General features: G+C 69.6%; 25 protein-coding genes. 12 read left to right on the top strand and 13 right to left on the bottom strand.

The genetic code is table 11. From position 1 onward, the window contains the following. Positions 1 to 85 precede the first annotated feature (85 nt). Positions 86 to 757 carry a TetR/AcrR family transcriptional regulator gene (locus tag AMYNI_RS0133115; RefSeq protein WP_020672405.1) on the top strand — a complete coding sequence of 224 codons (672 nt, stop codon included), beginning with the start codon at positions 86 to 88 and terminating at the stop codon, positions 755 to 757. Positions 758 to 824: 67 nt separating this feature from the next. Here AMYNI_RS0133115 and AMYNI_RS0133110 read toward each other — a convergent pair whose 3' ends face one another. From AMYNI_RS0133110 to AMYNI_RS0133075, 8 genes are all read right to left on the bottom strand, one after another. Further along, positions 825 to 1067, bottom strand: coding sequence for a Rieske (2Fe-2S) protein (locus AMYNI_RS0133110; protein ID WP_020672404.1), 243 nt, complete (start codon positions 1065 to 1067; stop codon positions 825 to 827). An 11-nt stretch (positions 1068 to 1078) separates the two neighbouring features. Further along, on the bottom strand, positions 1079 to 1924 hold the full coding sequence (locus AMYNI_RS0133105) for an iron-containing redox enzyme family protein (protein ID WP_020672403.1): 846 nt from the start codon (positions 1922 to 1924) through the stop codon (positions 1079 to 1081). Positions 1925 to 1989: 65 nt separating this feature from the next. Continuing rightward, positions 1990 to 2787: a dihydrodipicolinate synthase family protein gene (locus tag AMYNI_RS0133100; RefSeq protein WP_040407567.1), complete on the bottom strand. Its 798-nt coding sequence runs from the start codon at positions 2785 to 2787 to the stop codon at positions 1990 to 1992. Between the two features lie 5 nt (positions 2788 to 2792). Next, positions 2793 to 3284, bottom strand: coding sequence for a DUF6190 family protein (locus AMYNI_RS0133095; protein WP_020672401.1), 492 nt, complete (start codon positions 3282 to 3284; stop codon positions 2793 to 2795). Next, positions 3274 to 4548, bottom strand: a complete 1275-nt coding sequence (locus AMYNI_RS0133090) for an aminotransferase class I/II-fold pyridoxal phosphate-dependent enzyme (protein ID WP_211225525.1) — start codon at positions 4546 to 4548, stop codon at positions 3274 to 3276. The genes AMYNI_RS0133095 and AMYNI_RS0133090 overlap by 11 nt, the downstream gene beginning before the upstream one ends. Positions 4549 to 5017: 469 nt before the next feature. After that, on the bottom strand, positions 5018 to 6478 hold the full coding sequence (locus AMYNI_RS0133085) for an alpha/beta hydrolase (protein ID WP_026361243.1): 1461 nt from the start codon (positions 6476 to 6478) through the stop codon (positions 5018 to 5020). 38 nt (positions 6479 to 6516) lie between these two features. Further along, a complete protein-coding gene (locus tag AMYNI_RS0133080; RefSeq protein WP_020672397.1) occupies positions 6517 to 7236 on the bottom strand; it encodes an ABC transporter permease in 720 nt (239 codons plus the stop codon). Between the two features lie 28 nt (positions 7237 to 7264). Then, positions 7265 to 8149, bottom strand: coding sequence for an ABC transporter ATP-binding protein (locus AMYNI_RS0133075; protein WP_026361242.1), 885 nt, complete (start codon positions 8147 to 8149; stop codon positions 7265 to 7267). A 135-nt stretch (positions 8150 to 8284) separates the two neighbouring features. Between AMYNI_RS0133075 and AMYNI_RS0133070 the strand changes: the two genes are divergently transcribed. Further along, positions 8285 to 9412, top strand: a complete 1128-nt coding sequence (locus tag AMYNI_RS0133070) for a sensor histidine kinase (RefSeq protein WP_020672395.1) — start codon at positions 8285 to 8287, stop codon at positions 9410 to 9412. 41 nt (positions 9413 to 9453) lie between these two features. Then, positions 9454 to 9876 carry a PPOX class F420-dependent oxidoreductase gene (locus AMYNI_RS0133065; RefSeq protein WP_020672394.1) on the top strand — a complete coding sequence of 141 codons (423 nt, stop codon included), beginning with the start codon at positions 9454 to 9456 and terminating at the stop codon, positions 9874 to 9876. A 79-nt stretch (positions 9877 to 9955) separates the two neighbouring features. Here the strand turns inward: AMYNI_RS0133065 and AMYNI_RS45895 are convergent, their stop codons facing one another. Continuing rightward, positions 9956 to 11077, bottom strand: a complete 1122-nt coding sequence (locus AMYNI_RS45895; RefSeq protein WP_020672393.1) for a ThiF family adenylyltransferase — start codon at positions 11075 to 11077, stop codon at positions 9956 to 9958. A gap of 239 nt (positions 11078 to 11316) precedes the next feature. Here AMYNI_RS45895 and AMYNI_RS0133055 point away from each other — a divergent pair, with 239 nt between their 5' ends. From AMYNI_RS0133055 to AMYNI_RS0133015, 9 genes are all read left to right on the top strand, one after another. Continuing rightward, the gene (locus tag AMYNI_RS0133055) at positions 11317 to 13584 is read left to right on the top strand and encodes an NACHT domain-containing protein (protein ID WP_040406139.1); all 2268 of its coding nucleotides are present in this window, start codon (positions 11317 to 11319) and stop codon (positions 13582 to 13584) included. Positions 13585 to 13708: 124 nt separating this feature from the next. After that, complete coding sequence (locus tag AMYNI_RS45890; RefSeq protein WP_245574056.1) at positions 13709 to 14929, top strand: WXG100 family type VII secretion target; 1221 nt, start codon at positions 13709 to 13711, stop codon at positions 14927 to 14929. Beyond that, on the top strand, positions 14926 to 15270 hold the full coding sequence (locus AMYNI_RS0133045; RefSeq protein WP_020672390.1) for a hypothetical protein: 345 nt from the start codon (positions 14926 to 14928) through the stop codon (positions 15268 to 15270). The genes AMYNI_RS45890 and AMYNI_RS0133045 overlap by 4 nt, the downstream gene beginning before the upstream one ends. After that, on the top strand, positions 15267 to 16064 hold the full coding sequence (locus tag AMYNI_RS0133040; RefSeq protein WP_020672389.1) for an ESX secretion-associated protein EspG: 798 nt from the start codon (positions 15267 to 15269) through the stop codon (positions 16062 to 16064). Before AMYNI_RS0133045 ends, AMYNI_RS0133040 begins: the two co-directional genes overlap by 4 nt. A 58-nt stretch (positions 16065 to 16122) precedes the next feature. After that, the gene (locus AMYNI_RS0133035; RefSeq protein ID WP_026361241.1) at positions 16123 to 16470 is read left to right on the top strand and encodes a YbaB/EbfC family nucleoid-associated protein; all 348 of its coding nucleotides are present in this window, start codon (positions 16123 to 16125) and stop codon (positions 16468 to 16470) included. Then, a complete protein-coding gene (locus AMYNI_RS0133030; protein ID WP_020672387.1) occupies positions 16467 to 16799 on the top strand; it encodes a WXG100 family type VII secretion target in 333 nt (110 codons plus the stop codon). Before AMYNI_RS0133035 ends, AMYNI_RS0133030 begins: the two co-directional genes overlap by 4 nt. After that, a complete protein-coding gene (locus AMYNI_RS45885; RefSeq protein ID WP_020672386.1) occupies positions 16796 to 17767 on the top strand; it encodes a hypothetical protein in 972 nt (323 codons plus the stop codon). The genes AMYNI_RS0133030 and AMYNI_RS45885 overlap by 4 nt, the downstream gene beginning before the upstream one ends. After that, on the top strand, positions 17764 to 18885 hold the full coding sequence (locus AMYNI_RS0133020; protein ID WP_020672385.1) for a serine hydrolase domain-containing protein: 1122 nt from the start codon (positions 17764 to 17766) through the stop codon (positions 18883 to 18885). The genes AMYNI_RS45885 and AMYNI_RS0133020 overlap by 4 nt, the downstream gene beginning before the upstream one ends. Next, complete coding sequence (locus AMYNI_RS0133015) at positions 18867 to 19967, top strand: alpha/beta hydrolase (RefSeq protein ID WP_245574054.1); 1101 nt, start codon at positions 18867 to 18869, stop codon at positions 19965 to 19967. The genes AMYNI_RS0133020 and AMYNI_RS0133015 overlap by 19 nt, the downstream gene beginning before the upstream one ends. On the opposite strand, the gene AMYNI_RS45880 is transcribed toward AMYNI_RS0133015, so the two are convergent. From AMYNI_RS45880 to AMYNI_RS0132995, 4 genes are all read right to left on the bottom strand, one after another. After that, entirely contained in the window at positions 19964 to 20974 is a 1011-nt protein-coding gene (locus tag AMYNI_RS45880; protein WP_020672383.1) for a hypothetical protein, read from the bottom strand. The genes AMYNI_RS0133015 and AMYNI_RS45880 overlap by 4 nt on opposite strands. Beyond that, complete coding sequence (locus tag AMYNI_RS47830) at positions 20935 to 21996, bottom strand: transporter substrate-binding domain-containing protein (protein ID WP_157357534.1); 1062 nt, start codon at positions 21994 to 21996, stop codon at positions 20935 to 20937. Before AMYNI_RS47830 ends, AMYNI_RS45880 begins: the two co-directional genes overlap by 40 nt. Positions 21997 to 22083: 87 nt before the next feature. Continuing rightward, a complete protein-coding gene (locus AMYNI_RS0133000; RefSeq protein WP_020672381.1) occupies positions 22084 to 23832 on the bottom strand; it encodes an ABC transporter ATP-binding protein in 1749 nt (582 codons plus the stop codon). Then, on the bottom strand, positions 23829 to 25616 hold the full coding sequence (locus tag AMYNI_RS0132995) for an ABC transporter ATP-binding protein (RefSeq protein ID WP_020672380.1): 1788 nt from the start codon (positions 25614 to 25616) through the stop codon (positions 23829 to 23831). Before AMYNI_RS0132995 ends, AMYNI_RS0133000 begins: the two co-directional genes overlap by 4 nt. Positions 25617 to 25989: the final 373 nt, after the last annotated feature.

The following is a 25989-nucleotide window of genomic DNA, read 5'->3' as shown; positions in this document are numbered from 1 at the left end:
CCACTTGTTCCGATTCGGCACTCTACCGATATGTGGACGCGGTGTCCACTTGTCTCCGGATTCCGCCTGGGGCTAGGCTGAGTGCATGGTCAACAACGGCCACCGGCCTGCCGACAGGCCCAGTGCCGACGCCCCGGCAACAGCCCCGGGACGGATCTCGCTCGACCTCGTCGGCCAGGAAGGGACCGGCCGCAAGGAGCGCGCGGACGCCACCCGCAACCGGGTGAAGGTCCTGGAGGCCGCGGAGCGGCTGTTCGCCACGGTCGATCCGCGCAGCGTCACGATGGAGGACATCGCCAGCGCGGCCGGGGTCGGACGGGCGACCTTGTACCGGCGATACCCCAGTCCCAGCTCGGTCGCGGTGGCCCTGCTCGACGAGCACGAGCGCCAGCTGCAGCACGAGCTGATCCGGGGCGCACCGCCGCTCGGCCCCGGAGCCGCCCCCGCCGAGCGCCTCGCCGCCTTCTACGAGTCGATGATCAACTTGCTCGACCAGCATCTGCAACTCGCACTGGGCGCGGAGTCCGGCGCCTCCAGGCTGGCGACCGGGGCCTACCGGTTCTGGCGGCTGCACGTGCTCGAACTGCTCCGCCAGGCCGGGATCGAGGGCGCCGAGTCCCTTGTGGACAGTCTGCTCGCACCGCTCTCCCCCGAGGTCTACCGCTACCAGCGCGACGAGCGCGGGCAGACCAGGGAGCAGATCACCGACGCGCTGCAACTGCTCGCCCGGCGCCTGTTGCCGCGGCCGCGTGGCTGAGCCGAAGGCGGTGCGGCCACGGCACGCGATCACCAGTACCGCCGCCAGCACCGCCCGACGCCGGGCCTCAGCACGACTCCGCCCCGGCGGGACGGGGGCGTACTCGGAGCGGCCCGCACGCCGGACCGCTCAGCTGGCGGCCGGTGAGCAGGTCGAAGGTGGAGTAGTGCAACGGGCAGGTGATGCTCAGCCTGCGTTCGTTGACGAACCCGAACCGCAAGCGGCCCTTGCGGTGCGGGCACTCGCTCTGCACGACGATCCGCCTGCCGTCGACCTCGACCTCGATCTCGGTCTCCGTCACCTGGCGCACTGCCGCGCTCCTCACCGGACACTCACCAGTTGCCGTGCCCTGCCGATGGCCGCGGCGGTGGCCTCCGCGGCTATCGCACTGCTCAACTCGATCCCGGCCCAGACCTTGCGGAGGTCAACCGGCCGGTACTGCTCCAGCGCCCGGATCGCACCCCGCATCTGCTTGCTGTGGAAGCTGTCGATGTGCAGGTGCTCGCTGTAGTAGCGGCCGTTCCGGATGCCGAGCCGTTCGCAGGCCGCGGCATAGCACCGGAACGCGTAGAGCACACTCGCCTCGAAGTACGCGTAGGCGCCGAGGAAGTACTCCGGCGACGGCGCCCTGCCGGCCAGCCAGTGGAACTGGTTGACGAACGCCAGGCACTGCGCCGAGACACTGTCCACATAGGTCTCTGGATCGGTCGGCATCCCCAGTTCCTCGACCAGTGCCGTGTACAGCTGGGCGTGTTCCTGCGCGTCGTTGCCGCAGCCGAACTCGTCGATCAGCACGCGCAGCACGCACGTGCGGACCTTCGCCGGAAGCCGCGGCACGATCGCAAGGTGCGACTGCGACTCGACCAGCCCGTCCACCGCGAACTCGGCGACCACCACCTTGAACTGGTCGAGAGTGGCCCGCTCGGCCAGGAAGACCTCGTCCTCGGTCGGCCCGGACCGCTCCTCCTCGGTGAGCCGGTCCCCCAGGGCAGCCAGCACCTCGGTCAGGGTGCCGAACCGGGGTGCGGCGGCCTCGTACTCCGCGACGCGGCGCACCACCCAGCGCCGCTCCAGATCGAGCAGCTCGGCGTAGCCTGCCGCGTCCGGAACCGAACGGTTGTACCGGTAGAGCGCACGCTGGATATCCGCGGTGTCCGGTGCGCTCATGCCTCCTCCTCCGCCAGTGCGCGCGCTGTGGTCATCCTGGGTGCCGCGGCTTGACATAGGACTGCTCATGTCCGCACCTTGGGCTCGTCCACCACTCGATCGGTGGTGATCACGCCGCGCCGGACGAGTTCGCGCTTGACCCGGAGGTACCAGTCGTCGGCGAACAGCTCGAACCTGGCACACGCCTCGTCCACCCTGGCCTGCCCGTCCGGAACCGGATCATTGAGCATTCCGTTGCACAGATCCGGTTCCAGATTGGCCAGCGGGCCGATGAACCCCGCGACCCCGGGGGTGTCGGCCAGCAGGTTCTCCCACCCCTGGAACACCGGTACCGGCGGATTCGCTCGCAGCACCCGCCCGGTGAACTCGGGTGAACCGCTGGACTCCTTCACCCCCACGACCCCGGGCAGCGCCAGCACCCCGAGCAGGGTCTCCAGTTCCGCGCTGTTCCCCGACACCGCGGACTCGTTGTAGATGAACATCGGCGTGGCCAGCTCGGCCGCCAGGGCGCGGTAGTGCCGGTAGATCTCGTCCTGCGTGACAGCGCGCCCGTACGGCGTGCCGACCACCACTGCCGCGACCCCCAGCTCCTCCCCCAGCTTCGCCCGCGCCAGCACCGCTTCGGTGGTGGGTGCCTGGACGCCGGCGAGCACCGGCAGTCCCCTGCTGTGCCGCCTGGTCAACGCCACCATGTCGGCCCACTGCCGGTCGGACAGCTGCCAGCCTTCGCCGGTGCTGAGCGCGGGCATGAGTGCTGTGACGTCCTGGTGCACCGACTCCACCAGCCGGTCCACGCTCCGCGCGGAGACAGCGCCGTCCACGTCCAGCGGGGTCACCAGCGGCACGATCGTTCCTGAGTACATCGGCTTCACCAATCCTGACCTGCGACGCGAAGGACGCGGGACCGCTCGTACAACGTCTCCAACAGGGCGGGAAAACGAGCCGTCCCGGGGCTCGCGACGTGGCGGACCGGCAGCTCCGGACGGCCGGTCAGCCGCGGGTTGACCGTGTGCAGCTCGCCGCCGCCGTTGAGCACCATGCCGAGCAGCAGCCGGTCTCCGAGGTCGAGCCCGGCCAGTTCCGGCGTGGACTGGGCGGTCCGGACACTCTTCTCGTCGTAGCCGATCCGGCGGATCGCCGCGTCGGTGTGCAGGTTGTCCATGAACGGGTAGTACTCGTCCTGGATCGCCCTCGGATACCGCCACACCAGGTCGTCGCAGCGGCCGACGTGTTCGAGGCTCATCACCAACGTCTGCCCCATCCGCTCGGCGAAGAACGTCTTGCACGCGAGGCGGACGGCCTCGTTGACGCTGTGCATGCCCATGAACAGCGACGCGTCGATATACCGCTCAGCCGCCATGGTTCGCCAGTGCCTTCCGCATCGCGACCATCGCGTCGGCGAACTCCTCAGGCCGGCGGGCCAGCGCGATCCGCACGTACCGCTCGCCCCGGCTCGGCTCGTTCCAGTAGAAGAACGTGCCGGGCAGAACGTAGATCTCGTCCTCGAAGAGCATGCGCTGCAGCTGCGAGGCGGTGAGGTCGTCCCGGCGGATGCGGAACCAGGCCACACTGGTCTCCACCACCGGCCGCAGGTATTCCAGGACGGTCCCGTCCAGCGCTTGCACGGCCGCGGCACGATTCTCGGTGATCACGTCCTTGACCGAAGCCAGCTCATCCGCGATGGAATCATCGACGTACTGGGCCAGAAAGTTCAAAACAAAAGGTGACACATTGAGCAGCACCGCGGTGTGCAATGAGTACACCTCTTCCCTGATGTCCTCGCTGACCGTGATCATCGCGCACTTGGCGTCCTGGACCGGCCAGGTCTTACCGGTGTCCTCGATCGCCATATACGTCACCCCGGACTCTTCGAGCATCCGGTAGATGTCGACCCGATCGAGGTTGTCCGCGCACAACGCGAAGGAAGCGAAGCAGAAATCGATGATCAGTAGCTTTTCGTGGTTCTTGCAGTAACGAAGGACTTCATCGAATCCCCGTCGGCCGTCCTTGAGCAGGGTGAAACCGGTCGGGTTGTTCGGGTCCACCAGATACAACGCGTCGGTGGTCACCGAGGTCAGCCCGGAGTATATTTGCTCAACCTCGTGCAAGGACTCCTCGGGGAGCGCTTCCACGGCAAGGCCCATGTACTTCAGCAGGTCCACGAGGTTGTCGAAGCACGGCTCGACCAGCGACACCGACATGTCGTGCCGCCGCAGGTACATGGCAGCCACCATGGTGGACACACTGGCCGAGTAGGAGAGCAGGGTTTTGGACATCGCGGCCGCCGTCGGCTGCTTGTGCAACTTGAAGAACGAGTCGAGGAACCGCTTTTCGTAGAAGGCCTGGAGATTGTCCTCGGACTCGTGCCACACCTGCGGCAGGTTCGCGACTATCGCATCCTGGGACGCCGACTGTCTTTGGTGGGTATGCGCATCGGCCAGGTTGTATTTTGTTCTGAGAGCCAGAATCTCGTGCTGCGTCAGATCCACGAACTGCGCCACGTCCGGCAGTTCTTCGTGACCGGGCATGACTTCGAGATCATTGTGCATGACTAGGTAATCCCCCTCGTTGGATGTCGTCGTTTCCGACCGACAACTCTGGACACAGAACGCCGTGGGCGGCACCGTGCTAATCCCGCAGACCCCAGATTGAACGGACGCCCCCCACGACGCACGTCAACCGGCCTCGCGACCGGCCACACTGATCTTAGGAATCGCCACCACCCGCGACCATCCGCCGAAATGGGGAACTTTGCAAGGGCATTTATGCTGACCCCGCCCAGACCACTCTGCACGAAAGAACATTGACGTCCGCACAAAAATGGTCCGACACCACACTCAGCACCAGATCAACCACGCAGAGTTTTTCAACATGCCCCATGGGGCAGTTTTCTGCAAGATTCGGGGAAGGTCCACCGCAACCGAAACGGCAATGTTTTATGAGCGCAGAACCGCCGAACCGCACACAGCGTATCGCTCAGAGTCACTAATTGCTTTACGAAACTACGGGTTTATCCGCGGCAACGGAACTGCTCCGGGAATCCGCTGAGACGCGGGTTCCCGGAGCAGGCTTTACCGCTGTGCGGCGGCGGGATCAGGACTGTTCGGCCCCGCAGGCGAGGTCGTGCGGCGGACGCAGGCCGGTGATCAGGAAGTTCGTCGCGAGGTCGTTGGCGCAGCGGTTGTCCTTGAACAGGTAGGCCAGGTGCCCGCCCTGGTCGGCGGTGACCATCCTGGCCCGGTCGCCGAAGGCTTTCCGCAGCTCACGGGCACCGGCGAGCGGCGTGGCCGGGTCGCGGAGGTTCTGCAGGATGAGCAGGTTGGACGGGCCGCGGTCGGTGATCTGAACCGGCGGCTCGGCCGGCTCGGCCGGCCAGAACGCGCACGGGGTGATGTTGGCCCCGGCCGCGCCGAACATCGGGTAGCGGACCCGGTCGACCGCGACGTTGCGCTGGTAGGTCCCGACCGACTCGGGCCAGTCGGAGTCGTTGCAGATCACGTGCAGCTGACTGGCCAGGTAGTTGTCCGACGGGAGGCCGGCCGCACCGGGCGGCTGCTCGGCGGCGGTGGGCGGCGGCACCGGGTTGCCGGTGTCGAGCGCGCGCCAGACCTCGGCCAGGTACGGCAGGTTCTTGTCGTAGTAGAAGTTGGCGAAGGTGACGAAGCGGAACGCCTGGCCGTTGTAGCCGTCCGTGCTCGGTTTCGCGTCCAGCCGCGCGGCGAGCTCGAAGTACTTCGCCCGCACCTGGCCAGGTGTGCTGCCGAGGCCGTACTCGGGATGGGTGGCGGCGAACTCCGCGAAGTCCGGGAACCTGTCTTCGACACCTTGCCCGAACATCCGCGAGAACGCGGCATCCCAGCCGCCGGGGCCGGTCGCGCTGTCGATCAGGAACCGATCGCTCCGGTGCGGGAACATCGTGGTGTACACCGAACCGAGGTAGGTGCCGTAGGAGATGCCGAAGTAGGACACCTTCGACTCGCCCAGCGCCTCGCGGACCCGGTCCAGGTCGCGCGCGGTGTTGGCCGTGGTGATGTGCGGCAGCAGCGGCGCCGTGGCCGACGATCCGCACTTCTCCGCGACGCCGGCCACCCGCTTGGCCTCGTCCTCGACGTCGGCCGCGTTCCGCGCGAACATCGGGATGTTGGTCGGGTGTTCCAGGGGCGTCAGGTCGCAGGTCACCGGCGTGCTGTGGCCGACCCCGCGCGGATCGATCCCGATCACGTCGTAGCTGTCCAGCACCTCCTGCGGCATCCCGAGGTCCCGGAGGGCGGCCGGGAAGTCGAGCCCGGCACCGCCCGGTCCGCCGGTGTTGGTCAGCAGCACGCCACGGCGCTTCTCCGGATCGGTGCTCGCCAGGCGCGAGACCGCGATCTCGATCGTCTGCCCGTCGGGGTCGCGATAGTCCAGTGGAACGTCGAGGGTGGTGCACTCCAGCCCGGGTTTGGCCGCGTCGGCCGGGCATGGTCCCCACTTCAGCGAATCCGCGGACGCCAGCGCGGGGGTCGAAACGGCCACCAAGGCAGCGGCGAGCACCGGTAGGACGGCCTTACGCATGTACGACTCCTTCACTCGTCAGTCCACATCGGACAGTTTCACCGGCGGGGTTCCCAGCGGAAGAGCCGGGAAGCCAGTACGACGGCGACGACGACCCAGGCCAGCGTGGGCGCGAGCAGGAGCAGCGAATCGGTGACCGCGACGCCGCCGTTCCAGGCGTTGACGACCAGCTCGGTCGCCGAGCCGCCGGGGAGCAGCCGCTTGAGCAGGGTGAGGTCCTCGGTGCCGGCGATGCCGACCCAGCTGGCCACCGCGATCACGCCGAGGCTGACGGGCAGGGTGGTGACCTGGGCGTGCTCCGGGGAGTTGGTCAGGCCCGCGGTGGCGAGGCCGAGGCCGATCATCATGGCGACGGTGGCGGCGACGGCCAGCACCAGCAGGCCGAGATTGGCCGGCGTGCCGGTGACCACGCCCAGCACGGCCATGATCACGGCAACCTGAACCAGCGCGATGACCGTGACCGGCAGCACCAGCCCGGTCAGGATGCCGGCGTCACCGGCCGCGGTGGAGCGCAGCCGCTTGAGGAACAGGTTCTGCCGGCGCGACGCCAGGGTGGTCACCGAGCTGGCGTATAGCCCGAACGCGCAGACGGTGAACATCACGATCGCCGCGATGTAGCCGAGGCTGCCCACCGAGGCGAAGAGCTCGTGCTGGTAGATGAAGAACGCGCTGATCGCGACCGGCATCACGAAACTGGTGATCAGCACCGAGCGGTTCCGGAAGATCTGGATCAGCTCGCTGAGAGCGATCGAAAGCATGACTGAAGCTCCTTTGAGGAAGAGTGGTCTAGTCGTTGTCGATGGCGCGGAACACGTCATCGAGCCGGGTCGGGCCCGCCTCGAGCTCCCGCAGCTCCACCGCGTGGTCCTGCGCCCACCCCAGCAGCGTGTACAGGTCCTTCTGCAGGCCGAAGGTCTCGATGCGGAACTTCCCGTCCCCCTCCCTGCTGACCTGCAGCGGCAGCGCCGGAGCCGACGGCGGCATGGCGAACCGGATCACGGCGGGCAGCGTCCGCGTCAGCTCGGCGACGGTCCCCTCCTGGTGGAAGGTTCCCTTGTGCATCAAGCCGATGCGGTCGGCGCGCTGCTGCGCCTCCTCCAGGTAGTGCGTGGTGAGCACGATGGTCGAACCGTCCTCCCGCAGCCTGTCCACCGCGTCCCACAGCGCGTCCCGGGACTGGATGTCCAGACCGGTCGTCGGCTCGTCCAGGAACACCAGCTCCGGCGTGCCGTACACCGCTGTGGCGAAGTCCAGCCGCCGCTTCTCCCCGCCGGAGAGCTGGGACACCTTCGTGCCCGCCTTGCGCGTCAGATCCACGATGCCGAGCACCCGCTCGACCCGGTCCGTGCGCTGGGTCAGCTCACCGATCAGCCGCACCGACTCCTTGACCGTCAAATCCGGCGAGAACCCGCTTTCCTGCAACATGATGCCCATCTTGGGGCGCACGGCACCCCGGTCCCGCGGGCTCCGGCCGAGCACCCGCACGGTGCCGGACGTGGGCGCGCGGTGGCCTTCGATGGTCTCCAGGGTGGAGGTCTTGCCCGCGCCGTTCGTGCCGAGCAGGGCGTAGAACTCGCCCCGGCCCACAGAGAAGGACAAATCCCGCACGGCGTGGAAATCGCCGTACTTGACGTTCAGCCGGTCAACGTCGATCACTGGTGTCGAGGTCATGCCCTGAATTTCAGCGGCCGGCGCGCACTGCTGCCAGTGCTATCACGTCACCACTTCCCCATGACATTCCTTGGCGGAACATATGACGCGGTGTCACTGGTGCCCGTCACCGGACCACGGTGATACTGAGGAGCAGTGAGCCCGACACACGCGATCCCCGAGGACGACGAGCCGGCGCAGGGGCAGCTACGCAAGCTCAACCTCACCATGTTCCTCCCGCTGCTCGCCGTCGCCGGCGTGCTGGTGGTGGCGAAGGACGCCCGGTCCTGGTGGGAAGCCGTCATTCTTGGCGCGGGCGTGGTGGCCACCCTGGTGGCCTTCGTACGGTGGACGGCGGGCGAAGTCCTGCGCGTCGCGCTCCCCTGCCTGATCGTCACCGCGGCCGTGTGGCCCTTCGCGGTACTGATGGCCGACAGCAGTGCGGCCTTCTCCGGCATCTCCTACGTGGGTTCTCTCGTCGTCGCCCGGCTGCCGCGCCACCGGGCCGCGGCAGCCGTCGGGCTGGCCGCCTACGTCGCGGCGGTGGGAGCGGCGAGGCTGCTGGTGTCGCATGAGGACATTCCCGGCGTGCTGTTCCAGTACGTCCTCGTGCCCACCGGCATCACCGTGGTGGTGATCGGGCTGATGTTCCCCAACAAGCGGTTCTACGACGTCGTCACGGAGCTGGAGGAGGCGAGGGAGCGGGAAGCGGAGCTGGCCGTGATCCGCGAGCGCGTCCGGTTCGCCGGCGACCTGCACGACATCCAGGGCCACACCCTGCACGTGGTGAAACTGAAGACCGCGCTCGCCCAGAAACTGGTGGACAACGACGCCGAACGGGCCAAACAGGAACTGCGGGAGATCCACGCGCTGGTCAGCGACACCATCACCCAGACAAAGGAGCTCGCCTACGCGCAGCGGCGGCTCAACCTCTCCGCCGAGCTGGAGAACGCGAGGAACCTGTTCGAGGCCGCGGGCATCCACGTGCGCGTCAACCGCGAAGCGGACGTCGACCCCGGCGCGGGTGAACTGCTCGGCCAGGTCCTGCGCGAGACCACGACCAACATCCTGCGGCACGCACAGGCGACCCGGGTGCGGATCACCCTGTCGGCGTCCAGCATCACCGTTGTCAACGACGGCGCGCAGGAGGCGCCGCTGCCCGAACTCAGCGGGCTCTCCGCGCTCAGGGAACGAATCGCGGGCGACGGAGGCGAACTGACCGTGGAGCAGAAGGACGGGCGCTTCCTGACGGCCGCGACGCTCCCGCGCGGACGTGGGGAATGAAGGCCGGGAATGAAGGCACGGCCCGGACGGTAGAACACCATATGAGACTCGACGACGACGCTCGCGCACTGATCGGCTCCGGTGCCGACGCCACGCTGGTCACGCTGAACCCCGACGGCAGCCCGCAGGTCACCGTGGTGTGGGTGGCGCTGCAATCGACCCCGGACGGCGACGAGCTCGTGACCGCACACCTCGGTGAGTACAAGAAGGTGCGCAATGTCCGCCGTGACGGCCGGGTGGCACTGACGATCCTGTCCGCCGAGCGCGGCGAGATCATGCGGCCGTACCTGGCGGTCACCGGGACCGCCAGGATCGTCGAGGGCGGTGCGCCGGAACTGCTCGAGGAGCTGGCCAAGACGCTGGCCAGCCCGGGGGTCGAGTTCCCGCCGGCGGACGCGCCGCCGGGCCTGCTCACCCGGATCCGGATCGACAAGGTCGGCGGCATCGGTCCCTGGGCCTCCTGACCGGCTCCCTTCAGAATCTTGCGGGACACCCGCACCCGATCGATGGGGGCATGCGCAAAAAGCCTCGCATGCCCCCATCTCAGGGACTCTGACCGTCTCCCGGGATGAGGTCGTGCAGGTCGAGCTGGCGGCAGAACGGGGGTATCCGCTCGCCGAGCAGCAGGCGTCGCGCGACGTGCGCGATCTGCGCGGCGGCGTAGCGTGCCTCGCCGGCCAGTTGCGGGTAGCCGCCAAGGGAAATGCCCACTTCGGCGACCGAGCGCCGCGATCGTTCGGACAGGTTGTCCCACCCGCCGATCCAGTGCGTCAAGGCCCGGAGAAAGGCCGAAGGGGACGGGTACGCCGCACGAGGGAGGGGCTGGTCGCCGGCGCGGCCGTGGAAGGGCTGGAGGTCGGGGTACGACCGGTAGGGCTCGATGCTGAGAAAGCCGCGTTCATCCGCCGCGTAGACGACGTCGACTCCTCGTGCCATGGCCAGCAGCCGGAGGGCGTGCTTGGTCGGCAGGCTGTCGCACTCCTCCACCAGTAGGTCGAGACCGTCGAGCAGGTCCGTGGCGTTCTCCGGGGTCACGGCCTGCTCGAACACCGTGATGCGGAGGAACGGGTTGATGGCCGCGACACGGCGCGCGACGATCCGCGCCTTGGGCACGTCGAGATCGGTGAAGCCGGCGTTGAGGCGGTTGAGGTTGGACAGGTCCAGCCGGTCGAAGTCGGCCAGTTTGAGGTGGCCGCAGAGATTCTCCTGTGCCACCGTGACCGCGGCCTCGCCACCGACCGACAGGCCGAGCACGCCGACGCACTTACCGCGCAACGCGCGCTGCTCCTCGCGGGTGATCTTGTCGCGGTTGCGGTCGGTGAGCACGTCGAAGTAGTCGTCCTCGGCGAGCAGGTGCCCGATCGTGCCGGCCCAGGAAAGGTAGACCCAGACGCCGTATGCGGCCCGATCGCCGGCCGACGCCAGTTCGTCGGCGATGAACCTGTCGCGAGCCTCCACTTGGTCGGGCGAGGGAAAGCGGACGGCGGCGAGTTCGGTCAGCTGGAGGTCGATCGTGTCCAGCACGGTGATGCCATGCTGACGGCACAGCTCCGTGAGGACATCGTGTTCCCCGGGGGCCAGCCGGACGATGACCGGCTGCCAGCCCGATAGCGTGGCGCCGCGGAGCACCCCACAGAACTCGTCCAGATCGATCGGCTCGGCCATACCGCTCGCCCCCCGTCCGCAAACTCAGACAAACTCAGCAAACTCGTTGACTGAGTCAAGTATATGGCGGTCGGGCGGCGCTGCCGAGACTTGCCGCCGTTTTCCCTGTTCAGGGCCACGGGCCAAAAGTGGCCGCCCGCTTGGCCTTGCCATCGGCGAGCAACGGCCCGGTCGGGCGATTGCTGGCGCCGGGCCACCCCCTAGAGTTGGACCTCGGTGGGTCGACCGGAGGGGGCCAGGTGGCGAGCCAGTTTGGTCCGCTGTTGCGGCAATTGCGATTTCGGACCGGGCTGACCCAGGAGGGCCTGGCGGAACGGGCGGAACTGGGGGTGCGCACCGTCCGCAGACTGGAGACCGGCGAGCGCGCCGACCCTCGGGTGGGCACCGTAGAGGCATTGGCGGACGCGCTCGGGCTCACCCCCGCCGAACGGGTCGAACTGCTCGCCGCCGCCGGCAACCAGGTCCCGGAACCGGCGCACGGCAGCCCCAGCAGTGGCGGCGTCGGGGGCGTCGGCACCCTGAGCGATCCCGGCGCGCGGCCCGGTGATGACCGGCTGGCCGAAGCCGCGAGCCAGCTCGCCTACGAGCTTCGCGCCAGGCTGCGGCGGGAAGAGGAGCAGCGGCAGATCCACGACCCGGTGCCGCTGCCGGTCCGCTGGCAGTCGGCGCCGGCTGCGCTGATCGACTCCTGGAACAACATCCGGATGACCGGGCCCGGCGAGCCGGCCGGCCCGCTTCGCCTCGACGGCGAGCTGGACGAGATCGTCTCGGTCTACCAGCGGATTCCGTCCGGCCGGCTGGTCGTGCTCGGCTGCGCCGGATCCGGCAAGACGATCCTGACCAGCCGCTTCGTGCTCGGGTTGCTCGACGTCAGCACCCCGGCCGACCCGGTACCGGTGATCTTCAGCGTCGGCTCTTGGCATCCCGGCACGACCCAGTTGCGGGACTGGCTGATCGAGCAGCTCCTGCGCGACCACCCCGGGCTCGCCGCGCCGGGCCCCGACGGGTCGACCCTGGCCGCGGCGCTGGTCGAGACCGGCCGGATCCTGCCGGTGCTGGACGGGTTCGACGAGATCGCCAGTGGCCTGCACCGGGCGGCGCTGGCCGCGTTGAACGCCACCACCCTGCCGCTGCTGGTGACCAGCCGGGTCGACGAGTACCGCGCCGCCGTCGCGGCGACCGACGTGCTCACCTCGGCCGGCGCGGTCGTGCTCGCCGGCCTCACGGTGACCGACCTCGACGACTACCTCCCGCGCACCACGCGCAAGCGCGGCGACGTCGGCACCGTGTGGGAGCCGGTGCTGACCGAACTGCGCGAGCGCCCGGACGGTGACCTCGCCGCCGTGCTGACCAGCCCGCTGATGGTCAACCTGGCCAGGACGATCTACAGCGACACCCCGGACCACGATCCGGCCGAACTGCTGGACACCGACCGGTACGGCAGCAGGGAGGCGATCGAGCGGCACCTGCTCGGCAGCGTCGTGCCGACCGTGTACCGGAACCAGCCGGGCAGCCACGGCCACGACGTCGACCGCGTCGAGCACTGGCTCGGCTTCCTCGCCCACCACCTCGATCGGCTCGGCACGCACGACCTCGCCTGGTGGCAGCTCGGCAGCCGGATGCCGGGCTGGCTGCGGATGGTGGTGAGCGGGCTGGTGCTCGGCATCGCGGCCGGCTTCCCGGCGGCGATCGTGATCGGGCTGATCGAGTTCGTCGGGCTCGGCACGGGCGGGGCCGGGCTCGGCAACGGGCTGTCCGCCGCGCTCACCGCCGGGCCGGTGGAAGGGCTGGCGATGGGCCTGACCATCGGACTGGCGCACGGTGCCGTGCTCGCGTTCGGCGGCACGATGTTCGAACCGTCGCGGGTCCGGATCCAGCTGCGCGGCGCCGGCCGGTTCGGCGCGACCTTCCTGCGACGGGTGGTGGTCGGGCTCGCGGTCGGGATAGGGCTCGGCGCCGGGCTCGCCATCGCGCGCGAGCTCGGCGCGACCTTCCGGATCGTCGGTCAGATGGAGGCGACCACCGGCGCCGCCATGCTGTTCGGGGTGACGTTCGGCCTGGTGTTCGGGCTCGCCTGGGGCGTGCTGGCCGGTTTCGAGGCACCGGTGGACATCAGTTCCGCGGTCAGCCCGATGAACCTGCTGAGCGCGAACCGCCGGATCGTCGCCATCCAGTCGCTGATCTTCGGGCTGGTGACCTGGGTCGGCTACACGATCATGGTCGGCGCGCTGCACGGGCTCCGGTCCGGCTTGGTGTACGGCCTCTCCTACGGGCTGGTGCTCGGACTCGGGGTCTGCCTCTGCGCCGCCAGCCTGACCGCGTGGGGCACCTGGACGGTGTTCGCGCGGGTCTGGCTGCCGCTGCACGGACGGCTGCCATGGTCGCTCCCGGAGTTCCTGGAGGACGCCTACCGCCGCGGCGTACTGCGCCGGTCCGGTGCGGTCTACCAGTTCCGGCACGCCCGCCTCCAAGATCATCTGACGCACGCGTACCGCACCAGCCGCTGAACCGTTTTCCCTGCTCAGAGCGACCGGCCAGATATGGCCGCCGCGCTGGCCTGTCCTGATATCCCGCACGGCCGCGAGCATGGGCCGTGCCGACGACGGTCGGCTACTGGAAGGGGACTGCGGGGTGTCAATCAAGGAACCGGCGCCGGGGGCGGTTGGGGTGAACTGGGAGGCCTACAGCCACGAGGAGCTGTACCAGATGCTGTGGCAGGACGCCGACGTCGCCGACGTCAGCACGGTCGCCACCGAGTGGACGCAGCATCGGGCCGCACTGGACACGCACGCCGAGGTGCTGCGGGAGCAGCGGGCCGCGTTGCAGGAGAGCTGGCGCGGCCCGGCAGCCGAGGAAGCGGCCAACCGGCTCGACGCGCTGGCCACCAGGGTGGAGAAGATCAGCGAACTGGCGCACGCGGGCCAGCAGGCCGCGCAGGACGCTGCCGACGCTCTGGCCATGGCCAGAGCGATGATGCCACCACCGGCCGGTGATCCGGCGGCGGCGTTCGGCGCTCCCCCGCCGATGCCCGCCATGCCCCCGGCGCCAGCCATGTCGTCGGTGCCACCGGTGCCGTCAGCACCCTCGATGCCCTCGATGCCGGAAATGCCCTCGGTGCCGGAAATGCCGACGTCCTTCTCGTCCGTGCCGGACTTCGGCGAGATGTTCGCCCCCGCGCCGGCTCCTGCCCCTACTCCGGCGCCCGCCCCGGCTCCGGACATGAACAACGCGTTCGGCGCGGTCGGCAGCGGCGGGTTCAGCTTCTACTTCGGCGCGGCGTCGGCGGACCAGCAGAAGGCACAGGCCGTGCGCGCGATGCAGACCTACGAATCCGGCCTGACCGGCGGCAGCCAGCGGCTCGACCAGGCGCGCGGGGCGATCCCGCCGGCGGCCTCGGCGACGACGGCGCAACTGGCCCAGACGACCGCCGCGACCCGGGCCGCCGGAGCCGTCTCGGGGCCGGGCAGCGGCGGGGTGCCCTGGGCCGGTCTCGTCGGGGCCGGCCCGGCGATGGCGGCGGGGTCCGTCGTCGGCGTCGGCCTCGGCTCGGTCATCGGGGGCCCTGGCGCACCGGGCGCCGGCTTCGGCATGCCGCTCGCGGAAGGCGCGCGGGTCGGCTCGCTGCCCGGTGGGGCCGGCGGACCCGGCGCGCAGGCCGGACCGCGCGGGGTCGAGTCGGCCGCGGCGCGCGCGGCCGGGCATGGCGGGATGGCGCCACCGATCGGCGGCCAGCGCGGCACCGATGACGAGCGGCACGAGAACCAGATGCCGACGATCGACCACAGGCTGTTCGCCGTGGAGGTACCGGCCAGTCAGCCGGTCATCGGCGAGACGACGGGAGCGCAGTCGTGAGCGAGCAGGGTTACCACGTCGAGCCGGATCTGCTCGAGGCGCGGATCACGACGCTGACCAGGCTGGGCGAGCTGACCGGCGACCTGGTGGCGACCGCGAGCCGGCTGGCCGAGCGCCAGCCGATGCTCGGCACCGCGCCGCCCGCCGTGGAACTCGCGAAGCGGCTTCGCGAAGCGGCCGGGCAGTCCGGCCTGGCCGGCGAGGTGCGTGCGGCGGAGCGCGAGGTGCAGGAGTTCCAGCAAATGCTCTCCGAAGCCAAGTCTGCCTACGCGGAGCAGGATGCCGATGCCGAGTCGGCGGTGCGCGGCACTGAGCGGGCACCGCACGAGGCGTCGTCGTGACCGCCACGATCGAGCGCGAGGCCGCTTTCGAACTCGTCGAGCTGGACCTGCTCGCCACCCACGCCGGAGTGCCCTTTCCGTTCCCGCTGCGGGTGCCGTCGTTCGGCCGCCTCGCCGACGAACGGGACGCGCTGCTCGCCTCGGCCGGGCACGCGCTGCACGCCCGCGGCCTCGCCACCGAGCACGGACCGGCCGGCATCGCGGACGACCTGGTCGATGCGCTGCGGGAGTACCGGAGCGCGGTCGATCTGGTGGTGATCGGCGCTCGCGCGGTGACCGGCGCGGTGGCCGTGGTGCACGGGGACTGGGCGCTGGTGTGCCGCCAGTCGCTGTCCGGCGAGCAGGCGGGCACGGTCGGCGTGACCAGGGCCCCGGCGGCCACGCTGAGCGACGAGCTGGCCGGGCTGATCCCCAGTACCCCGCCGGCGTCGACCATGCCGATCACCCTGCCGCCCGGCGTGGTCGGTGACACGTTGCGGTTGCTCGAAAAGACAGCGGACACGCCGGACACGCGGCAGCGCGTGCGCGACCTGGTCCGGAGCAGCGGCGGCGACGAAACCGTGGTCGACCAGCTGGTCGACCTGTTCCCGGTGCTAGTGGGCCGAGGCCAGTTCGGCGTGGTCCACCGGCGCGGCAGCACCGTCAGCAGACCTCGTGAAGTGTCCTGGTTGGACAGTCCACGAGGGAGGTTCAGGGTGAACGAGGACGGTGCCGGCTGGGTGAGCGTCAACCCGTTGCGGCACAGCGAACTCCGCCGCGTCCTCGGCGAAGTGGCAGCGGAAGCCCGCGCCTAGCCGAACGTCCGGTTCAAGGAAAAACACAGGCAGAGAACGAAAGAGAAAGGGGAGGATGATGGATTCAGCAAAGTGGCTGGCGGACTACCAGGAGCGCCTCGAACGCGCGGCGGACGGCGCGCGCACCGCGAGCGCCACCCTGAGCCAGGTCGGCGCGAGCGCCACGTCGCCGCGGGGTGAGGTCAGCGTTACGGTGAACGCCGGTGGCCTGCTCGATCAGCTCAAGCTGACGCCGGCCGCCCGCAAGCTCGAAGCGGACGCCCTCGCTTCGCTCATCGTGGCCACCACGCGCGAGGCTCAGCAGCTGGCGGGCTCGCGGATGGCCGAGGTGATGGCGGACTACCTCGGTGATGGCCAGGCGCTGGCGGAGATCACCCAGCACCTGCCCGCGGAGGTCGCGCGATGACCATGCCGAACTCCTACACCGTCGACCCCGAGCAGCTGCGCGAGCACGCCGGCAGGCTCGCCGGTTACGCCGACCAGCTCGGCGCGATCGGCACCGGACTGCCGGACACCATGGGCGAGCAGTCGCTCGGCTCGTTCGCCCAGTTCATCACCACCGGGCTCGGCGGCGCGATGACCGAGGCACTGGGCGCCTTCGCGCACGCAGCGTCCACAGTGGACCAGGTCAGCGACGGCATGCGGCGGGCGGCCGACGACTACCAGCGCACCGAAGACGGCACCGCCTCCGGGGTCACCGGCATCGGAGCGACCATGGAGGAAGACATTCTATGACCACGACGACTACCACGCTGCCTCAGACCGGAGCTGCCGAGCAGGCGCCGGACGCGGGGCGGATCAGCGCACTGCTCGACGAGCTGCGGGCCACCGGCAACTCCGTGGCCAACAAGGAGTGGCTGTCCGGCGAGCTGGCCGGCGAGCCCCCCGCCTCGCTCGACGCGCTCGGTTCGAACACCAAGCCTCTGTCCGCTTTGGACAGTGCTGGAGCCGGCTTCCTCACCCCGATGATCTCGTTCCTGGAAGAGCCGCTCAACCAGTTGCGCGGCAACCCGGAATCGGTTTCCTCCGGCGCGGGCGAGTTCGACGGGGCCGCGAAGGGCGCGACCTCGGTGGCCGAGGAGTACAAGTCCACGGCCGCCGGCGAGACCAGCAAGTGGTCGGGCGGGGCCGCGGAGAACTACGCGAAGACCGGCACCGAGCTGGCCGACGGGATTCTCTCCATCGCCGAAACCTCGCTCACCTCGGCGAAGTCGATGATCGGCGCCGGTGAGGTGGTGGCCCAGGTCGTCGACATCGTCACCCGGCTGATCGGCGAGGCGATGGCCAAGATCGTGCCGATCATCACCCAGGCGATCGCCGCCGCACCGGCCACCTTCGGGCAGAGCCTGGCCGTGGCGATCCCGCAGTGCGTGCAGATCGCCACCGAGTACGGCGCGCAGATCGCCGCGAAGCTGGGCGCGCTGCTGTCCAGCGGCCAGAACCTGATCAAGCTCATCGACGGCGCGCTCGGCGTGCTCAAGATCGTCAAGCAGGTCATGACGGTCATCGGCAAGCAAAGCCAGGGCGGCTCATCCGGCGGCCAAGGGCAAGGGCAGGGCCAGGGCCAGGGCGGTTCCCCTGGTTCGTCCAGCGGCCAGGGCCAGGGCGACTCGTCGAGCGCCTCTTCCAGCACCTCTTCCGGTGAACAGAGCCAGGCGAGCGCGCCGAAGAACGACTCGGCCGCCATGGAGGACTTCGGATGACCGGGAAGACCCGCCGGTGGCTCAGCGGGGTCGCCGGCGGGGTCGCGCTCGTCTTGGCCGCCGGCGTCAGCACACCCGTGGCGACGGCCGCCGAACAGGCCGACCACGCCGCGACCAAGGCCGTGCTCGACCAGTACCTGGCGCAGGCCGGGCCGGGGGCGGCCGTGCACGCCGGCAACGCCGCCGACGCGTGGACGCTGACCACCGGAACCGCCAGGATCAACGAGAACCGGCCGCTCACCCAGGACGACCACTTCCGGATCGGCAGCCAGACCAAGACGTTCACCGCCGCGGTGGTGCTCCAGCTCGTCGACGCCAAGCTCGTCGAGCTGGACGCGCCGATCGGGCGGTACCTGCCCGGCGTGGTCACCGGGGCCTACGACGGCAACGTCATCACGGTGCGCCAGCTCCTCCAGCACACCAGCGGGATCGTCCGTGACATCCGCGACGCGGCGGCGAACCCGGACGGCACCTACCCGCTGGCCGAACTGGTCCGCTCGGCGATGGACGAGCCGGCGCTGTTCCCGCCCGGCACGAAACAGGAATACTCCAACGTCGGCTACCTGGTGCTGGGCATGCTGATCGAGCGGATCACCGGCCAGTCGGCCGGCGACGCGATCACCGACCGGATCATCAAGCCGCTCGGGCTGGCCGAAACGTCGTTCCCGGCGCCGAAGGTGCGGGCACTGGCCGACCCGTACCTGCCCGGCTACCTCGGCACCAGGGTCGGCCCGTTCTTCTTCTGGGTCGACGCCACCACCGCGACCGAGCTGTCCTTCTGGAGCACCGCCGGCGCGATGGCGTCCACATTGGACGATCTGGCGGAGTTCTACCGGGCGCTGCTCGGCGGCAGGGTGTTCTCGGCGGCCGCACTGGCCGAGATGCGCCGGACCTTCCCGCCGAGTGACGCGTACGGGCTCGCGCTGTCCAAGCTGCCCCTGTCCTGCGGTGGCGTGGCATGGGGGCACAACGGCTCCCTGCCGACCGGGCACTACTCGATCACGCTGGTCACCGACGACGGCCGGTTCGCGTCGGTGGTCACCAACACGAACCGGTTCGACTCGAAACCGTCCGCGATCGACGTGGCGAACTCCGCGCTGTGCGAGGGAAAGTCGTGATCCGGCGGCTGACCGCCTGCGGTGTCGCGCTCGCCGCCGTGCTCGGCCTGGTCGGTGCGGCACCGACCGCGCTGGCCGCGAGCGCGCCGCCGGTGTTCGCCGACGGGCAGGGGCTGACCGTGGTCAGCCAGCCGAAGTGGGTGGACGAAGGCGAGCGCACGTTCGTGTTCACCGTGCGGACCGGCCAGGTGCCGGCGTACTCGGTGCTGGACGACCAGGTCTCCGGCGAGCACACGATGATGGCGACCCTGCCGGAGGGCTACGACCAGTCCGCCGGCACCCGCTATCCGGTGCAGTACCACCTGCACGGCCACCCGGACCGGCCGAACACGGTGGCGAACCAGCGGATGTTCGAGGAGTCGACGGCCGGCGGGGTGCCGCTGATCACGGTGGCGCCCAACGGTTCCGGCCGGGGCTGGTACTCGAACTGGGTGAACCCGCCCGCCGCGCTCGCGCCGCAGAACTGGGAGACCTTCCACCTGGACCAGGTGATCCCGTTCATCGACGCGAACCTGCGGACCATCCCGGCGCGGGACGGCCGGGCGATCTCCGGGCACTCGATGGGCGGCTTCGGCGCGTTCCACTACGCCGAACACCGGCCGGACCTGTTCGGCTATGTCGGCAGTTTCTCCGGCGGGCTCGATCTGCTGAACCAGGAACAGCGGGCGGCGGTCGTGGCCACCACGCAGCTGCCCGGCAGCGGCGCGCCGACGGTTCCGATGGACGCGATCTTCGGTCCGCCGGTGTGGCCGCTGGACGGCGTGTGGAACGCGGAAAGCCCGGCCCAGCACGTCGGCTCGCTGCGCGGCACCGGCGTCGCGATGTACACCGGCGACGGCGGCAACCTCACCGTCGACCCGGTCGGGGCCATCGTCGAGAACCGGGCGCGGGCGACCAACCTCGTCGCACGGGACCACCTCGTCGCGGCGGGCATCCCGCACACGTTCGTCGACTACGGCGACGGCGGCGGCTGGGCGGAAGGCTGCACCGGCAAACACGGCCAGCTGCCCTGCCTGGTGGCCGACATGAAGCACTTCGTGTCCCTGCTCATGAAAACCCTCTCCCACGACTCCACCCGTTAGGAGTCACCCAACCGGGCGGACGGTAGCAGTGGACGGCCGGCGCAGCGGGAGTCATTCCCGCTCGCCGGCTCCGCCGAGGGCAGCAGCCATTCCAGCGCCGACTCCTCCACCTGCCACCGGTGCGCCGACACCGCGCTGCTGGGCACCCGTTCGCTGCCCTGGCACAGGGCCTTCGACGCCACATCCCGATTCGCCACGAACCGGACCGCGCCGTGGTCATCCAGCAGCGTGGTCATCGTGTCGTCCACGCTGACCACGTTCCCGAGCACGATCTGCGCGGGCCTGCCTGGTTCGGTGGTGAGTTCGAGTGCCACCGAGGGCAGCACCGGCGCCCGAAGGAAGAGCGCGAGCAGCAGAAACGGCGCCAGCAGTGCGGCGCCCGCGGCAGGCGCGTGGGTGGCCGCCCTGGCCACCCTCGCCGGAATCGGGCCGGTGAGCAGCGGTGCCAGGATCGGTGGCAGCAGCAGGAGCAGGACCAGCACGGTTTCCCCGTCGGACACGGCCTGCACGATCGCCGGGCCGAACCAGGCGTATTCGGCGGCCGCGGCCACCAGCGGGAGCACGACGCACACCGCCCGGATCAGCCGTGGCCGCCCTGGATGGCGCCGCCGCACGGTCAGCCCCACGATCGCCAGGGTCAACATCAGCAGTGCCGGCAGGAACCGCAGTTCCCAGGCGATCGCCGCCCACATCGCGGTCACCGCGAGCACCCAGTCCCGGGTCCGGTCGGTGGTCTTCGATAGCCACGAGTCCCGCCGGTCGGCGGCGCTCACGATGTAGAGCAGGCCCAGCATCTGCCCGGCGAGCAGGAACGCCGGCGGCACCCACATCAGGGTGATCACCAGCGAGCTGACCAGATCGAGCGGGCCCACGTTCTGCACCAGCAGCAGCATGGTGTGCAGGTCTTGCCGGCTGAGATGCCACAGCCGCAGGACCAGCAGCACGATCGGGAACGCGGGCAGGAGCGCTAAGGCCCATTGGAAACCACGCGCCTCCGCACCCGGCACCGTCCGTCCATCGCGGCCAGCATCAGGATCATGCCGGGCAGCCTCTCCCACGGCCATTGGCGAACCTCCACCTCATCCACGTCGGGCTGTCTGTCAATGGCCACCGGCTGCGGTAGACCGGCCGCCTCCAGCGGGCGAAGGTGCTTGTCGTAGGCGTCTTCCCAGCGTTTGTCCTCCGGATCGTTGCGGGACCCGTATAGGGAATGGTTGACCAGTTGAAGCAACGGCTCATTGCCGCCGGTGTTGATCCCGTACGACTCGACCGCCGACAGCCCGATGTCGTGCAGGCGGAGCCGGTCCGGCTCCTTGGCGACGAAGCCGGCCAGAATGGCGGCATCGGTGCTGACCGCTTCGTATTCCCCGCTGTGCAGGCCGGGTAGGCAGTCGCTGATCTTGCTCTTGTTGATCACCTCGGCGCGTGCTTCTTGCAGCGGATTCTTGGACGTCGACGTGTTCAGCGTGCACACCGGCTTGTCCCTGAGCTCGGTGAGGTCCTGGACCGGCGGATGTTCCCGCAGCGTGAGCACGCTTTGTTCGGTGTCCAGGTACGAGGCGGAGAAACTCACCCTGTCGTCGCGTTCCCGCTCTTCGGTGATGCTGTACACGGCGATGACCAGATCGACGATCGTGTGCCGGTCTCCATCCCTGGCCTGCATCCGATTGCGGTCCTCGTTCTCCACGGTTAGGAACCGGGTCTCGTGCGGGCGGAAACCGAGGTCCGCGGCGACGAGATAGCCGATTTCGATTTCGAACCCGACATACCGATCGGTCGGATCGCGAACCGCGGCGCCGGGGACATCGTCCATCACGCCGATGACGAGTTCGGATTTTCCCTTGAGGTGGGCCTGTTCCATGAGATCGTCCACCGACGGCTTCTGCTGCCACCACAAACTGATGAAGATCACCGCGATGGCCAGCACCACGACCGCGATCAAGGCGGTGAATCTTGTCCACGTCCAGGGAAATTTTCGTGCGGGTTTTCGCTGTCTGGAAACGTCTTCCACAGGATCGTCGGCGGACAAATCCGCTCCTCGTGCTCGCTCGGGGTCTGCCGGAAGTTGTCTTTCCTACCCCATGAGCGAGTCTTTGAGAAGCGTCGAAACAAATTTTCACCCGCGAGCGGAGTTGGCAATGCGCCAGTGTCGTGCCCGTTCGTACTGACGGTTGAGGCGAGCAAAAGTCCCACCCGTTTGCAGCAGTTCCGCGGGCGTGCCGGACTCGACGACTTGGCCGCCGTCGAGCGAGATCACGTGATCCGCCGCGGCCAGGGTGGCGGGCCGGTGCGCGATCACGATCACCGTGCGGCCGGGGTCGTCGCCGAGGTTGGCGATGGCCTGCGTGACCGCGGCTTCGTTCTCGGGATCGAGCGCGGAGCTTGCCTCGTCGACGAGCACGATGCGGGCCCGCTTGAGGATGGCCCGTGCGATCGCGACGCGCTGGCGCTCACCGCCCGACAACTGGGCGCCGGCCTCGCCCACGTGGGTGCGCCAACCGTCGGGCAGGCGCTCGATCACCTCGTCCAGCCGCGCCGCGCCGGCCGCTTCCCCGAGCTCGTCCCAGGTCGCCTCCGGGTGCGCCAGGCGCAGGTTGTTCTCGATAGTGTCGTCGAACAGGTAGACGTCCTGGAAGACGATGGCGATCTCGTCGAGCAGGATGCCCAGCTCGAGTTCGCGAACGTCGACGCCGCCGACGCGCACCCCTCCCGAGTCCACGTCGAAGAACCGTGCGATCAGCCGAGTCACCGTCGTCTTCCCGGAGCCCGACGGGCCGACCAGCGCGGTGGTGGTGCCCGGACGGCAGTGCAGCGACACACCGCTCAGCGCGGGAGCGTCACCGCCCGGGTAGGTGAAGCTGACGTTCGAGAACTCGACGTCGGCCTCGCCGATCTCGCGCACCGGGTCGGCCGGCACCGGCAGCGCGGGAGTGGCCAGCAGCCCTTCGATGCGCGCGATCTTGTTCGTCATCGCGCGCAGGGCGCCGATGAGGTCGATGAGGTTGCCGAGCGGCTCCAGGAAACGGGCGGCCAGCACGAGCAGCGCGATCACCTCGGCGACCCCGATGCGCTCGCTGAGCGCGAGGCCGGCGGCCAGCGTGAGCACCGCGACGAATCCGCCCACGATCACGGCGGTGTAGCCGAAGAACGGCCGCCGCGCGCGGCGCATGCCGTCGCGGTAGGTCTCGCGGTGGTCCACGAGCGCGGCACGCATCCGAGGCGTGCCGTCGGCATGACCGGCGGCACGCAGGACCGGCTGGGCCTGGCCGAGCTCGATCGCCCTGCCGGCGACCCCTGCCGACGCCCGCTCCAGCTCGATCTCGGCGAGCTCGGCGATCCGCGCGGCCCGCCGCAGCGCCCACAGCGCGACCAGCGCGATCGCGCACAACAGCAGCGCCATCCGCCAGTCCACCGCGAACGTCACGGCGACGACCGTCGCGGGCAGCAGCGTCGAGGTGATCGCGGGCCCGGCGACCGTCACGGCAAGTTGCGCAGCGTCGCCAACGTCCGCGGTCACTCCCCGCGCGAGCCGCGCCTTGTGCTCGGCGGTGAACCACCCCAGCGGCAGCGTGCTCACATGGCGCATCAACCGCCGCCGCAGCTGCGCCGCGAGTGCGCCCGCCGCCTTGAAGCCCACCGGGGTGGAGACGATGCTCAGCACCGCGTACCCGAGCGCGCCGGCCGCGCCGAGCACGAGCCACGGCGTGGCCGCGGCGACGTCGGGCTCGGGTCGCACGACGGCGTGCAGGATCGGGACGAGCAGGCCGAGCAGCAGCCCTTGCAGGACGGCCTGCGCCGCGGTGAGCAACCACAAACGGGCCAGCAGCCTCGGTTCCGGCCACAGCCGGTACATCCGGCGGATCATGCCAGCACCCCTTCCTGTGCGGCCCACATCCGGGCGTAGAGCCCGTTTCGCGCGAGCAGTTCGTCGTGGCCGCCTCGCTCGACCAGTCGTCCGTTGTCGAGCACGAGGATCTGGTCGGCGCCGGCGATGGTGTGCAGCCGGTGCGCGATCACCAGCACCGTCTTGCCGACCGCCAGGGTGGCCAGCGCGTCCTGAACCGCCGCCTCGCTGTCGGCATCCAGCGCGGCCGTCGCCTCGTCCAGTACCACGATCGGCGCCCCGGACAGGATCGCCCGCGCGATGGTCAGCCGCTGGCGCTCACCGCCGGACAGGCTGCCGCCGCCCGCGTCGAGCAGCGTTTCGTACCCATCGGGCAGCCGCTCGATCACGTCGTGGATGTGCGCGGCCGCTGCCGCCTGGCGGACCTCCTCGTCGGTGGCTTCGGGCCTGCCGATGCGGATGTTCTCCGCCACGCTGTCCCGCAGCAGCGCGACATCCTGAAACACCAACGACATCAACGCAAGCAGCCGCGACGAGCCGATCGAGCGCACGTCGGCACCGCCGATCCGGATCGCGCCGCCCGACACGTCGTAGAAGCGCGGCAGCAAGCTCGCGAGCGTCGTCTTGCCGGCACCCGACGGCCCGACGATCGCGGTCACCGTCCCAGGTGGACAGACCGCGCTGACCCCATCGACCGCGTTGTTCGAGCCGTGGTAGGAGAACGAGACGTGGTCGAACTCGACGCCGTGACCACCCGGTGTCTGCGGGCTTTCGGGCTCGGGCAGCGGCGAACGGGACAGCAGCCGCTCGATGTTGGCCGCGCCCATCCGGCCCTTGCGCACCCCCTGGGATGCGGTCACGGCCGGGAGGATCGAGTTCGGCAGCCCGATCGCCACGACCAGGAACGCGACAAGATCGGCGACGGCGAGCGACCCGCGGGCGACGAAGGCCAGCCCCGCGGCCGTCACCACGGCGAGCACGGCCATCTCCGAACCGAGCAGCCGCGACGCCGCCGAGCTGTAGCGCACCTCGGCGACCCACGCCGCGAACGCCCGGGTGTGCTCGTCCACGGCGTCGTCGAAGCGGCGCAGCACGCGGCCGCCGGTGCCGAACGTCTTGACCACCTGGATTCCGTCGGCGTACTCCACGCTGGCGGCGCTGATCCGCGCGTCGGCGGCGACCAGCCGGTTCATGTGGGTCGTCATGGACCGCATCGAGACGCGGTAGAAGACCCCCATCAGGCCCAGTACGCCCAGCGCGATCAGCGCCATCGGGACGTCGACGAAGACCAGATAGCCCGCCCCGACGACCATCACCGTGACCGCCCCGGTCAGCTGCCCCAGTGCGTGCGCGATGACCTCGTGCATCTCCTCCAGGTCGCCCGTCATCGCCCTCTTGACCCGGCCAGAGCCCGCGGCGCGAAACCAGCCCAGCGGCAGCGCACCGAGGTGGCGCACGATCCGCGTGCGCAGATCGTGCAGGATCGCCGCGTCCGCGTAGTGCCCTATTCGAGAGGACTGCACGAACAGCAGCAGCCACCCGCCGGCGCCCGCGGCACCGATGCCGACCCAGGTCCAGACGGTCGCGGACGCCGCCGCGGCGTTGCCGGGGGCGTCGAGCAGGGCCCGCGCGATCTCGGCGACGGCGATGTAGGGCACGATCCCCGCCGCCGCGCTCAGGGTCGAGAGGATCGCGCAGACCACCAGGTGGGTCCGGATCGGAGCGAGCAGGCGCGCCAGTGCCCCGGCCTTCGCGAGTCCGGCCGCCTGATCAGCGTCCGCGGGTGTGCCTGTTGTGGTGCTCATGTGTCTGACCCCTCCTGATGCCAAGGCGTGCCTAACCTCAGCTCAGATCCTGGTTCTTCAAGGCGACTTGAGGTCAAATGGATCCACTCGGCGTCTCGATCGGCCAGGCGGCGGCCGCGACTGTGCGGCGCAACGCCGTTCTGATCGAGGAGAAGATCAGCCGGCTGCACTAGCGCGCACGAGTATCTACTGCACCTGTTGCAATGCCCGGACCGATCAGGAACTGATCAACCACACGCCGCGTGGGCTCGTCGCGGCACCGGGTCTCGTCGCCGCCGCGCAGTCGGCCTCCGCTCGCGGGACGCGTGACGAAATGGCTCGCCTCGTGATGAAAACGCAGCCTAGTCCCTGTCTGGCGGATCCTGTCGCTCTT

The sequence above is a fragment of the Amycolatopsis nigrescens CSC17Ta-90 genome, assembly GCF_000384315.1.
Lineage (GTDB): Bacteria > Actinomycetota > Actinomycetes > Mycobacteriales > Pseudonocardiaceae > Amycolatopsis > Amycolatopsis nigrescens.
The sequence above is the reverse complement of the archived record's forward strand: the minus strand, read 5'-3'. Positions and strand labels throughout refer to the sequence as shown.